Origin of the sequence: Lysobacter helvus, assembly GCF_018406645.1 — a bacterium.
Classification (GTDB): domain Bacteria; phylum Pseudomonadota; class Gammaproteobacteria; order Xanthomonadales; family Xanthomonadaceae; genus Noviluteimonas; species Noviluteimonas caseinilytica.
The window spans coordinates 2,260,456-2,272,375 of record NZ_AP024546.1 but is presented as its reverse complement, the minus strand read 5'-3'; the positions used below and the strand labels follow the sequence as shown (position 1 = coordinate 2,272,375).

Genomic DNA, 11,920 nt, shown 5'->3' with positions numbered 1-11,920 from the left:
CGCTCAATTGGACTCGCGCTGCGTCGACTCGATTGGTTCTTCTCAGGACATTGGCACAATTACTTTACGCATTGCATTACCCACCGGGTGTTCTTGGCATGCGATGCGCAGCTACAGGCACCAAATTGCACGCGCCAGTATCGAAGGATCACTGAATGACCATGCGAATTGGACTTGGCTTGCTCTCAGCTCTCTCCGTCTTCATTGCCGTGGCGTCCTCCGCTGCTCCGCGCGACGAAGATGAAGCGATGATCCGCGCCATCGACGCCTCATGGTCGCAAGCACTGCACCAAAAAGATCTGAATGGGGTGATGGAGAACTACTCAACGGATGCCGTCTTCTTGACGGCCGACCAACCCCTTATCCGAGGCCACGATGCCATCCGAGCGTGGTTCGCAAAGCGGTTCGCGACACCGGGCTACTCGGCGACCTTTGCGCCCACCCACATCGTCGTCGCCCGCAGCGGGGAGATCGCCTATGAACTTGGCTCGTTCCGGGTGGAGTCGTTGGGTGCGGACAATCAGACGATGGTTCGTATAGGCAAACACTTGGTCGCCTGGAAGAAGGACGGCAACGTCTGGCGCGTTGCCGCCGAGAGCATCAACGTTGATGGTCCTGCCGTTTCGGCTAAGGAAGCCGCCGCGGTTGGGGAGCGTCACTCGGCAGCAGCGTCTTCAGAAAGGTCCATAACTGCAATGCATGTCGCGTTCTTCACCGGCGAGTGGCAAGGCACGGGGAAATTTGCCGACGGGCGAACAATTACTGCCAGGGTGAACGCGCATCCAGCTAACTCCAATGGAGCATTGATCTACGTCCATGATGACGAGCCACCTAGCCGCTTCCATTCGACGGCGTTATGGGCTGCACGCGATGGCTCCACTCTCTCGACCGAAGCGAATAGCTCGGGCGGATTTCGCGTCTTTGTGGCGACCGAGGTGACGGATACGCGAATCGCGTTCATATCGAGAGGGCAACTGAGCCAACTTCTCAACGCCATGCCCAACTCAGCAAACAAGCAGGAACGAGTCACGTACGAGATCACATCGCCGAACTCCTACAAAATGACATTCGAAGCGAAGGTTGCCGGTGGCCCGTGGCGCTTGGTTGACTCCATCGACTTCAAGCGCCGTCGAAGTCCACTGCTGCCGTGAAGGCAACGACCGCCCAGAAGTCCGACGGCCGCTAGGGAGTCGATCTGCCTATCGAATCATCTGTCGTTGCCACGCACCCGGGGTCACGCCAAAACTGCCCTTGAAACGGCGCACAAGGTGGCTTTGGTCAGAAAAGCCAACCCTTGCCGCAACATCGGCCATGGGGACACCACGTGCCAGTAGACCCTTTGCAGCTTGCAAACGCCTCGAATTGAGCTGAACGTGCGGTGGAACGCCAAATACCTGCGAAAACGCCCTTGTCAGATGGACGCGCGACACCTGAGCAACATGGGCTAGGTCGTCGACAGTGACGTTTTCCGCGTAATGCGTATCCAGATACTCGCGCACCGCCGCAAGCCACTTTGCCGAAGATTGCTCGTGCACCGTCTTAGGTGCGTGGCCTGCGTGCCTGGCGAAAACATCCAGGACCGACTCGCACAGCAGTGACTCGCCGCGCAATGATTCGGTGTCTTGTGTCAATGCACGTACTGATCGCATCAACGCGCCAGAACCTGCCGGGTCGTGGATCAAAGCGCTGTGGAACAAGACGTGCTGGCTTTGCGCGCCGCTTTGTTTCAACCATGAGTCAATCAGCGATTCCGGCAGGTAGAGCATCGCGTATCGGAAGCCACTGGCATCTTCGCCGTGGCCGTCATGCGCTTCATCAGGCCGAAATACGATCAGGTCCCCATGGTGGCTGGTGGTAGTCGCGCCGCGACAACGGAAAGTCTGATTGCCAGCCAAAGTGACGCCGAGACACCAACCTTCGTGGCTATGCCGCTCGAAGGTGTGCCGCACGAAATGGGCACGCAGGAGTTCGACTCCCGATACCGGCGTTGCTTGCATGACGGCCCAGTCCGCGGCCGATTCGTGAGTTCCGGTGGCCATGTTCCAATCGTCCAAGACAGCCGATAGCGACAGGGAGGAAGCTACAGCTTCTTCAATACTGCACACTCAAATGAACGCGGCAATCAACCTGAATTCAAAGCTGAATAGCTTCGACGAATATTATGCGCCACGAACGGTCGCGACGTTCAACGACATGGACATTATGGTCGTGAAAGCCTGTGGCGAATTGAACTGGCATGTCCACGAAGACACGGATGATTTCTTCCTGGTGCTCCGAGGCCACCTCCGGCTCGAGACGGAACACGGCAACGTCGAGCTCGGCCCCGGCGACATGTACGTCGTTCCGAAAGGGGTGAGGCATCGCCCGGTTGCCGAGCAGGAATGCCACATCTTGCTCATCGAACCAACCGGCACCCCCAATACGGGCGATGCGTCGACGGCAGCGTCGCGCAAGGTCATTTGAGCGGGCACGAACTTGGCGAGCGTCGAGTACGCCGGAGGAAATCTGAGCATGAGTGACTTTGCGACCGTCGTTGGCATCTCCAGGGGCTACATCCATGATGGGGGCGGCCTTCCGGAACCGTTCGCCGGACTTGCCGTCGCAGGGCCCATCGTTGCCGGCGAGCACACTTTTGGGGGCCAGCCCAGGCTGATCCTGGACCCCGCGACAGGGGGCAAGCTGGCAGCGGTTTGTGACTCGAACGACCAAGCGATCGACAAAGCTGTGCACGCAGCAAATCGAGCGTTTGCTAGCTGGCGGTGGTCGACATCCCGGCATAAGTTTGAAGTGCTTTCATGTTGGGCAGCCGCGCTTCGCCAGCATGAGCTGGCACTCGCTCGGCTGATCACCCTTGAGCAGGGGAAACCGATCGCAGAGTCGATGGGAGAAGTGAACTACGCGGCGACATACCTTGAATGGTATGCCCACGAGGCAATGCGACCCCATGGCGAAACGATGCCATCGCACAAGAGCAACAGCGAACTTTGCGTCAGGAGCGAGCCGGTGGGGGTCGTCGCCGCCATCACTCCCTGGAACTTTCCATTGGCCATGCCTGCCAGAAAAGCGGCCGCGGCGCTTGCCGCTGGATGCCCCGTCCTGCTGATTCCTTCGGTACGCACACCGCTATCGTCGCTTGCGTTTGCTGCGCTGGGGCATCAGGCAGGTCTCGACGCATCACTACTGCAGGTGTTGCCAGGCGACGGCGCGTACGTCGTCCCGCGGGTGCTGGGGCATGCCGACGTGCGGGCCGTGACCTTCACGGGGTCGACGCGCGTGGGTCGCATTGTCAACAACCTGGCCACCCAGCACATGCAACGAGTGTCGCTGGAACTTGGCGGCCATGCGCCCTTCATCGTGTTCCCCGACTGCGACGTGGATGAGGCCGTGGCTGCCTGCGTGATCGCCAAGTTCACCACGGGTGGACAGGATTGCCTTGCAGCAAACCGCATCTACCTGCATGACGATATCGCCTCGCGCTTTCGTGAAAGGTTCGTCGCGCGCGTCGGGGCGCTCAAGGTCGGCCACGGCCTGGATCCCGGCGTGCAAATCGGACCCATGACGCTGCGGACCGGCGTAGACCATTGCCTCGCGCAAGTTGGCGATGCTACGAAAAAAATGGCACGCATCCTGGTAGGCGGATCGGACCTGACAAATCTTGGCGAGAACTTCATGGCGCCAACCGTTCTCGACGGAGTCCGGGGCGACATGGTGATCGATCAACAGGAGACCTTTGGCCCGATCGCGCCGTTGCAGACCTTCAACTGCACCCAGGATGTCCTCCGGCGCGCCAACCAAAACAACTACGGACTGGCGGCCTATGTGTTCACTGAGAGCGCGCACACCCAGGCATTGGCCGAAAGCGCGCTCGAGTACGGGATGGTGGCCATCAACACAGCGAGCTTTACCGGTGCTCCGATCCCGTTCGGGGGTTTCAAGGACTCCGGAGTAGGCAAGGAGGGCGGCGTCCGCGGGCTGGAGGAGTTCCTTCGCTTCAAGTACACGTGCCGATACCACAAGGGACTGGATGCGCATCGGTCGGCGCTGGGCGCAACGTAAGGCGGAGCGGATCACATGACCGAAGGATTGATCACGGTCCGGGACGGGAGCTCGATCTTCCATCGGGACGTCGGCTCGGGACCCGCCGTAGTCATGGTGCCTGCCTGGTCCATGACCGCCGACGCCTTTTCCCATCAGGTGGGGCATCTGGGCCAAAATTATCGCGTCATTGCATTGGATCCGCGAGGGCAAGGGCGCTCCTCCACGACGCTGGAGGGCAACGACTACGTGACCCATGCGCACGACCTGCACGATGTCGTCCAGCACCTTGGGCTCACGCGCTTTGCCCTGGTTGGCTGGTCCAACGGCGCGCTCGCTGCGGCCCACTACGTCGACATCTACGGGGTCGACCTGCTTTGGGCGCTCGTGGACATCGACATGCCGGCACTGGCGGTGCCGAAAGCACCCGGCGATTGGGCGGAAGTGCCGTGCCTCGATGCGTTCCAAGGCTTTCTCGGGCCTTTGACGGTAGATCCCGAGGCGTTCCGGCGCCAGATGGTGCGCTTCTTCGTCGAGCGCGACCTGTCCGATGAAGAGGAACGATGGCTGCTGGCACAAATGCATTCGCAACCCCCCTTCGTGGGTCGCTTGTTGCTGTCCGACATTCTTTTCTACGACTTCGCCGAGATGCTTTCGCGCGTCAGCGTCGCGACTCCCACGCTCGTGGCAGTCAAGTCGGCATGGGCACGGGATGCCGAGGACTGGGTACGTCGAACGTGTCCCGATGCGGAATTTGCGGCGTTCAACGGTGGACACATGTTCTTCTGGGAAGATCCCGAGCCGTTCAACGCCGTGCTGAAGCATTTTCTTGACGACGCCATTCAACGCATTGCCCATTATGCATGACGCGAACCGCATCTCCCCGGTCGACATTCCAACCGAGTCGCAAATCCGCGGCTTCTACAAGTCGGTGGACCTAGCCGATGCTTACGCGATCACCCTTCCCGATCACGCATCGCGCAACCCGGAAGTGCTCGCTCGTCTCCTTTTCGCGCAGCCGCCGCCGTCGATGCAGTGGCTCCTGAGGCTGCGGGACGTGCTGGTCAGGCCTTTCGGGATCAAGACAGCGACGCACCTTCAAGCTTCAAGCACGTCGAAGCCAGACCAGCGCATCGGCGTCTTCAGGATTTATTACTCGAGATCGAGCGAAATCATCCTTGGCGAAGACGACAAGCACCTGGACTTTCGACTGTCGGTACTTTGTCGACCGGTCGACGGCCCAGCCGAAGACGCGCACCAGGTAGTCGTGTCGACCGTAGTGACGTGCCACAACACACTTGGGCATTCGTACATTGCGCTCATCGCACCGTTCCATCGCATTGTCGTCCGGGCGAGCATGCGGCGGGCAGCGCGCCGCGGGTGGTCCGCCCCGTCATCGCGCGCGCCCTAACCCCACGCGGCCAGTCCTCGCATATTCGACCCCCAGATCGACGCCGCGCCACACCTTCGGCTGCAGCCGACAGGGCGTGAGGCCAGGTTCCTCCTGAATTGTTGCGCCTGAGCAACACCATCGCGACAAGCTCGTGGATATGTGTTGCGGGGGGCGTCTGGACGCGCGCGATCAGCGGATAACGTTTTGGGAGCGCCCGGTTCCTCCTCGGGGTTGCGATTCGCTGGCGGTCACACATGATGTTGCGCGCACCATCCGCACCCAGATGTATCGCGTTCTGCCCCGAATAGACTGCCGACCCCGAGCATTCCCAACATAAGTAGCGCCGCGCTCCACGTCCTCATCGACCTACTCTCGCGTTGATGTTTGTGGAGATCGTGCGGGACGCTGGGCGCTACGCCATCTGACGTCGGTCATTAATTGGTATCCCACCTCGAACAGTCACCGAAGCGATAGGCTTGATCAGCTACCCTTGGTCGAGCGCGAACGTCATCGGGCGCATCATGTTTGCCATCTAGTCGCTGGAAGGAGTCGCGTCGTTTGTGCCGGCGCCTGAGTCGATGCCGCGCGTGCCGCTCATGAAAAGCCGCGCCAGGCTGGGCTTCTTTAGTTGGCCGCAGGCGGCCATCCTGGTTTGTTCTGTGAATGCCTCAACGCGGGGACCAGATTCGTCAGACGACTAATTGGTCATCGCCAACCTGCTGAGTCGAAAAACTGGATGCACCGCACCTGCTGAATACCGGCGCTGGCCTCAGCGGTCGGGGCGCGCGGCGTTTCGACGATTTCGTTTGAACAGTCGGCCCAAGATGCCGTTCTCTTCCTCGACCCGTGACGCTTCGAGGCGCTCGCGCACGGCGTTGAGTTCGCGGCACGCCCGCAAAGTGAAGTCATCGAGTGAGGCGAGCACATCGATTTTCGACAGGGCTGCATAACGAAGATCGTCACCGCTACCGCTGATGCCCGGAGCGCTGGTCGACACTCCGGGAGTCGGGAGTTCAGGCTTCAACGAATAGCGAAGCGCCATCTCGACGAGTTCGCTGCCGTCGAGGCGATATCCCGTCGAACGAAGACGTTCGGCCATCATGTCCCAATGGAAACCCTCCGTCGGATGGCGGCCCGGTGTGATGGAAAGCGTATGGCTGCCAATCAGCGCCTTCCGCACGATCTGCTCGCTGCTCCGGATGGGGATATGCGCAAGGGGCAGGTCGATCGCCACGCCTACCGCGTCCGATGGGGAAACAAGCGCATGGTTGCCTGGGGCAACCGTGCACTGCCGCGCCACAGCTTGTGGGATGACAACCTTGTAATATTGATCCGGCTCGCTATCCCGCTGCACGAATCTGGCGTGCATCGGTGCGTCCGCCGGCACGTCTAAAGCCGGCACATAAGTTCGCCATGGAATCAGGCCGTACTGGTTCTCTTGAAGCTGCTCCTTCAACCGGTCCCAAGAGAAATCCGGCGGCGGCAGAAGATATTCGTCAGCATCCAAAGGCACGATGAAGTCGAATTTACCTGAAGCTGCCGCTTCCCGCACCAGCGCGCCGATGGTCTCGACCTGCGTTTGATAAAGGTGCTCCGCTCGCTGCACGGAGATGGGCAGCCCTTCCGACTGGAGTGCTGCAAGAATGGTCGGCGTCGAATCGCTGCTGCCGTGGTCAACGATGCAAATGTGGTCGAAGTGGCGAAGATTCAGGCGAACAAACGTCTCAATGATGTCGCATTCATTGCGGACCATCGATACGGCAGCGGCGGGCATGCGGTCATGGCTCATACCGAGGCGCGTTGCTTGCCTTCTACAGTGGAAGCAGTAACAGTAAACGCAGCGTCCAGGCGTTGGCTGATCCAGAAGCCAAAGGCAAGAATCCCGACAGCCAGGACTAACCAGATGTCGGCTGAATTCCGCAATCGGGCATGGAGTGAAGTCCAATTTGCGAACGCCCCGACCGCAATGACGAACGCCACGGCAAGATCCATGCTCCCTAGTGCAACCTCACTCACGATGGGAGCTGACAAGCTGTGCGATAGTGGTTAAGACTTTGACCGGTTCGACCACTCCCACTAGTACGTCGAACTTTCCAGAAGTTCGAATCAATATCGCGTTTCGCGTCAGTCCTCGTGCGACGAATAGTCGTCGGTGTCCGCCCCGAGACGAAAACCATCCCAGTCCGAATCCCGGCAGTGCAATCCCGTTTTGTCGCCAAGCCAAGCTGGTCCCGGATTGGTCCTGGGACGTGCCGATAATGTCGGAAACGGGAATGGAACGCCGATACAACCCAGAGCCCACGACTAGGCGATCGTCGTAGACCTTGATCACGGCAGTCGCCATGTGGAGGAATACAAAGCCCCCTACGACACACACAACAGACAATGCGATAAGGCGCGGCTGACCATGAAGTGACGCACTCAAAAGAAAAACTGCACCAAATATGCCGATGAGCGAAACGCAGGATCGAATATTCCACGCATCGACCCTGGCAACCAAGACTTCGGTAGATCTCACAATGGCAGGCTCCGTCCACGCGCCGGCACCACGGCCACGCATCGAGTTCAGAGTGATCGTCCCGTCGGTTAGAAATGTGGCCAATTCTGACCACCAAAAGCCAAACCAATCTTCCGAAAATGGCGAGACACTGTCGCGATCGTGGGCACCACTCGCAGCCGCCCTGCGGCAGTGAATACTACTGACGCCGATGAACCCCATTCCCAGCCATGTGGCAACCCCTTATGCCGCGCATTGCGGCCACGGGCGACTCTGCTACTCAGCTTGAAAGCAACTCAACTACACGAACAACGGTCTCTCGGCGGCGCCCTCCTACACGACGCAGCGCTGCCAAGACGCGACCTTCTAGCTCGTCGTGCGCATAGTCATTGAGCACGACCGCTTCGTCGAACGTTCCATCAATTGGACTGGGTGGCCCGCGACCCGTCGCCAGCCATTCGAAACAAACCCGTGTTTCGCTGGCGATTTGGGACAAGTGCGAGACGCTAGGCGTTGTACCAGCCGATCGCTCCCATTGCGTTACGGCGCTGCGTTGGACGCCCAAACGTCTGGCCAACTCGGTTTGAGTGAGCGTAGCCTTGGTTCGAGCGTGGCGGATACGAACAAAGATGGGCACCATACGAGCACCCTCGAGCTATGACCTTCCCTCGAACGCGTCGGGACGCAGGCAGCAGCCACCTTCCGTCCAACTTGACAACGGAGTTCACCCAGCCACTGGATTTCACTGATCGCCAGGGCCGGGGAGCCAAGTTCCCCGGCCACATCGTTACAGTTCCGGGGGGCCGAAAGGCTCAATTCGGGGGTCCGAAAATATGCCTACCTCCAGATCGTCGCCCGCTCCAAGATCGCGAAGCGCACTTTCGATTCGCGCGCGGGCCGATTCCTCAACTCTCACGGTATAGAGCCCCGAAGCGGAATCAATCGGCACGATGCCATACGCGGCATCAATGTCGTCGTCCGACAAGCCCAGTGCGTCGCGAACCGCTTCCAACCTGGGTGGGATCCTATCCTCACGCAACTGGACGAGCACTTTCGGCATCACCATCTCTCCTTAACTTTTTCCGCAACCGCAATCCTTCTCGCCACTACGTGTACCGGTATGCATCGCGGCCTCCACACCCGCCTCGAAGCCAGCACGATACGCCAGTTCCACCGCGTCCTCGTCACCACCCAGCATCGGCGCATCGCTGCCGGCAAATTGCTGAAAGCCGAGTTCGTTCTCCATGGAAGTGGGCCCGCGATCAATGGGGCGTGGCGGCTCGATCTCGCGGGGTGGCCACGGTTGGCCGTTCCTGCATAGCCATGGGTAGCGTTTGCAAATGTCGAATCGATCCTGGCAAATGCGCGGATACAGGTCGCAAATCGTCGGCACGCGAAATCGTCCGGCGAGCTTGCATCCACCAACGACGCCGTACCCAGTTTCGAAGTCGAATCCGCCGGCGCCTAAGTCTTCGGCTGTGGTGGCGATGAGGTTGCGGATCGCTGCAGGATGGGTCGACGGTGTCCCTGCGCTGTAAGGACGACGTGACCGAACGGCGGCGACGACGCCTGCGACGACCGGACAAGCGGCGGACGTCCCCCCATCCGCGGCATAGACGCCTGATCCCCGGAAATGCGTAAAGCCGCAGATGTCGGGCTTCTGGCGCGTCAAGCGTCCGGGCCCAATTGTGGAGTAACCGACCCGCGCCTTCGTGGTGTCCACGCCCGCCACGCACAGGACGGCAGGATGTCCATTCGCGCCATAGATGGCATTCGTCGTGATGCCGCGGCATCGACCGTCCGGACAATCCCGGCCGCAGTTTCCCGCGGCGAACAGGATATCGGCACCCGCCCGCTCGAGGTCGCCAACGATTCGATTGAATGGATGGTTCGGATTGTCGCTGTAGTTGCCAGGATCCCCGACCGGAAGATCCCAGGAGGGATGGAACATGCCCCAACTGTTGTTGACCACAAGCGATCGAGAGTCCCCCGGCCGGCGCGGCGCAAGCATGAAGGCGAGCAGATGCCGGTATGCGCGCAAAGCGTCCGACAGCACCCCGCTCATGATGGTGGGCCCGCTGGCCGTCGACTGCAGCACCGCGATATCCAGAAGGGTGCAGTTCGGCGCCGCGATGCAGACATCGTATGCGCACATGGTTCCGTGACTCACGGGCAAGCTTCCTGGGACAAGCCCCGGCCTCGGCACCCAACTATTCGCTGCGTCGAACGAGGGATTTTTGCCGTGCGCGTTGAGGTACGCGATGTTCACGCCCGTATCCACGATGGCGACGTTAACACCCTGCCCGGTCATTTTCGCCAGGCGCATCTTTGGCACGCACAGTAGCCGTTCGACATCGGCGTCGGTCCCGACGGGCCCGGCGCCTGGGCAGACGATCTGTGGCGCAATTTCGGGGTCGGAAAAGACCTCCACCACGTTCGGTGCCTTGCGTACCTCGTCGATTCGGCTCTCCTCGACAACAGCGCGAACGACGTACGTTGAGTTCTCGGGCTCCGTTTCCAAATCGAACATGTTGATCGCGTTCGGCGTATCGACTTCGGCCGGCATCGGCACCGGCGCAAATGTCGGGTCGAACTGGATCCCTGGCAGCCCGGGAACCGAAGTTGCATCGAATCCCAGCACCTGCCCGTCGAATGCCTGCGCGGCAACGCTCGCCTCATAGCGCAGCTCGACCATCACGCGTACTTCCGCCATTTCGCACCTCCCAAATTTGGATGCGATCAAGCGAACGATGTACTTTTTTTCGAACGGCCAGCGCTAAGCGCGCAATTTTCTGGAAGAATCACTTACACACGTAATCATGCCCTTGCACAGCCTCATCCTGCTCCGTGCAGAAAGTCTTAGCCGCCATATCGTCGTTAGACTCAATCACGGGGTAGTTCCGCTATCGGGTGGAACAGCCACTCTTGCCGTGCGCGATTGATCGTGAGGATGGCAAGCGTTTAAGCATCCGCACACCTCGTCCATGGTGGCGAGCCGGGCCAGCTGTGAGGCCGTCTCCTTAGCGGTAGCCATGTGACCATGGGTACACCGGGAATAATTCCTAGGCCGCTGCGACCGGTTATTACGTTGGTCTCTAAGCCGTGCTTTGCGGCGTAAGTGGTGACGTCCATGAACGAACCAGAATTGGACCCGCAAGCGGTCTCGGATCGCTTGAGCGATCTCCTGGCATCCAACCAAGCCATAGCCACAGCGCTTGCCGTGCTGTTTGCACACAACGCTGACAAGAGGACGCTGCTCGACGCGTTCAATCACTACTTGCCGACCGCTGTTAGGCAGCAACTATCCAGCGCCAAAAGCGGGAAAAATACCAAGCAGTTGATCGATGCACTTACGAGCGCCGCGACGAAGGGGCACTACGTGCATCCAAGGCGTTGAGGTGTTCGCCAAAGGTGTCCGCCACTGCATTTCTAACTCTGAACTAGCTGGGGGAGCGACGTAGCGTCGGCTTAAATCAATCGTTTGGCTTCAACGGCTTAAGATCCTTGCGCATTTCTTCGTCGAAATCCTTCAACCGCTGAAGCCCCTTAGAGACTTCCTCCTTTGCCCCTGGATCGCAAGGTTGAGCAGCGGCGAAGCGTATTGCTGCCATTGTCATCGCTTTGACGTATTCAACAGCCTCCAGCGGGTTCTTGGCCATGCCTTGCAACAATACATACCCCTCAAACTCGTTTTGCGTTGTGCTTAGACGCTGTTCGTAAATGTCTCGAGCAGATTGCTCGAGAAACTGGCACTTCCACTCAAGCGCGAAACCAAGCAGCGCGTCGGAATAAATCTTCTGAACCGGTTCTGCGGCGTAGGCCAAGTAGGTGGGCGTATCGGGATTTCCTGCAAACGCCTGGGTGCTGAATGGTGGCGCGGCAATGAGGACGAGTGCAAAGACAAGCGATTTGTACATGGTCATTCAGAGTTCCTCCAAAGTCGCTGGGATGCACTCTGCTTTGGACTTGATGCTGCCCGCAGAACCAATTGTCGC

At 59.7% G+C, this 11,920-nt stretch carries 13 protein-coding genes; 6 read left to right on the top strand and 7 right to left on the bottom strand.

Going from position 1 to position 11,920, the window contains the following annotated elements; all coding sequences use genetic code 11:
• The first annotated feature begins 155 nt into the window (after nucleotides 1-155).
• Nucleotides 156-1,151 (top strand): YybH family protein, encoded by a 996-nt coding sequence (locus LYSHEL_RS11040; RefSeq protein WP_213434092.1) that lies wholly within the window; start codon nucleotides 156-158, stop codon nucleotides 1,149-1,151.
• A 48-nt stretch (nucleotides 1,152-1,199) separates the two neighbouring features.
• Here the strand turns inward: LYSHEL_RS11040 and LYSHEL_RS11035 are convergent, their stop codons facing one another.
• A complete protein-coding gene (locus tag LYSHEL_RS11035) occupies nucleotides 1,200-2,039 on the bottom strand; it encodes an AraC family transcriptional regulator (RefSeq protein ID WP_213434091.1) in 840 nt (279 codons plus the stop codon).
• 70 nt (nucleotides 2,040-2,109) lie between these two features.
• Here LYSHEL_RS11035 and LYSHEL_RS11030 point away from each other — a divergent pair, with 70 nt between their 5' ends.
• The 4 genes from LYSHEL_RS11030 to LYSHEL_RS11015 are packed head-to-tail and all read left to right on the top strand — an operon-like array spanning nucleotide 2,110 to nucleotide 5,446.
• Nucleotides 2,110-2,463 (top strand): cupin domain-containing protein, encoded by a 354-nt coding sequence (locus tag LYSHEL_RS11030; protein ID WP_213434090.1) that lies wholly within the window; start codon nucleotides 2,110-2,112, stop codon nucleotides 2,461-2,463.
• Nucleotides 2,464-2,511: 48 nt separating this feature from the next.
• Nucleotides 2,512-4,056 (top strand): NAD-dependent succinate-semialdehyde dehydrogenase, encoded by a 1,545-nt coding sequence (locus LYSHEL_RS11025; protein WP_213434089.1) that lies wholly within the window; start codon nucleotides 2,512-2,514, stop codon nucleotides 4,054-4,056.
• Between the two features lie 15 nt (nucleotides 4,057-4,071).
• Nucleotides 4,072-4,902 carry an alpha/beta fold hydrolase gene (locus LYSHEL_RS11020; RefSeq protein WP_213434088.1) on the top strand — a complete coding sequence of 277 codons (831 nt, stop codon included), beginning with the start codon at nucleotides 4,072-4,074 and terminating at the stop codon, nucleotides 4,900-4,902.
• Nucleotides 4,865-5,446 (top strand): DUF2867 domain-containing protein, encoded by a 582-nt coding sequence (locus LYSHEL_RS11015; protein ID WP_213434087.1) that lies wholly within the window; start codon nucleotides 4,865-4,867, stop codon nucleotides 5,444-5,446. The genes LYSHEL_RS11020 and LYSHEL_RS11015 overlap by 38 nt, the downstream gene beginning before the upstream one ends.
• A 751-nt stretch (nucleotides 5,447-6,197) precedes the next feature.
• Here the strand turns inward: LYSHEL_RS11015 and LYSHEL_RS11010 are convergent.
• The 5 genes from LYSHEL_RS11010 to LYSHEL_RS10990 form a co-directional block, all read right to left on the bottom strand.
• Complete coding sequence (locus LYSHEL_RS11010; protein ID WP_213434086.1) at nucleotides 6,198-7,202, bottom strand: glycosyltransferase family 2 protein; 1,005 nt, start codon at nucleotides 7,200-7,202, stop codon at nucleotides 6,198-6,200.
• A 234-nt stretch (nucleotides 7,203-7,436) separates the two neighbouring features.
• Nucleotides 7,437-7,772, bottom strand: coding sequence for a PH domain-containing protein (locus LYSHEL_RS16165; RefSeq protein WP_407075185.1), 336 nt, complete (start codon nucleotides 7,770-7,772; stop codon nucleotides 7,437-7,439).
• A 433-nt stretch (nucleotides 7,773-8,205) separates the two neighbouring features.
• A complete protein-coding gene (locus LYSHEL_RS11000; RefSeq protein WP_213434083.1) occupies nucleotides 8,206-8,565 on the bottom strand; it encodes a helix-turn-helix domain-containing protein in 360 nt (119 codons plus the stop codon).
• Between the two features lie 147 nt (nucleotides 8,566-8,712).
• Nucleotides 8,713-8,985, bottom strand: a complete 273-nt coding sequence (locus LYSHEL_RS10995) for a hypothetical protein (RefSeq protein WP_213434082.1) — start codon at nucleotides 8,983-8,985, stop codon at nucleotides 8,713-8,715.
• 12 nt (nucleotides 8,986-8,997) lie between these two features.
• Entirely contained in the window at nucleotides 8,998-10,638 is a 1,641-nt protein-coding gene (locus LYSHEL_RS10990; protein ID WP_213434081.1) for a S8 family serine peptidase, read from the bottom strand.
• Between the two features lie 417 nt (nucleotides 10,639-11,055).
• On the opposite strand from LYSHEL_RS10990, the gene LYSHEL_RS10985 reads away from it, so the two are divergent.
• Complete coding sequence (locus tag LYSHEL_RS10985; protein WP_213434080.1) at nucleotides 11,056-11,322, top strand: hypothetical protein; 267 nt, start codon at nucleotides 11,056-11,058, stop codon at nucleotides 11,320-11,322.
• A gap of 76 nt (nucleotides 11,323-11,398) precedes the next feature.
• On the opposite strand, the gene LYSHEL_RS10980 is transcribed toward LYSHEL_RS10985, so the two are convergent.
• Complete coding sequence (locus tag LYSHEL_RS10980) at nucleotides 11,399-11,848, bottom strand: hypothetical protein (protein ID WP_213434079.1); 450 nt, start codon at nucleotides 11,846-11,848, stop codon at nucleotides 11,399-11,401.
• Nucleotides 11,849-11,920 lie beyond the last annotated feature (72 nt).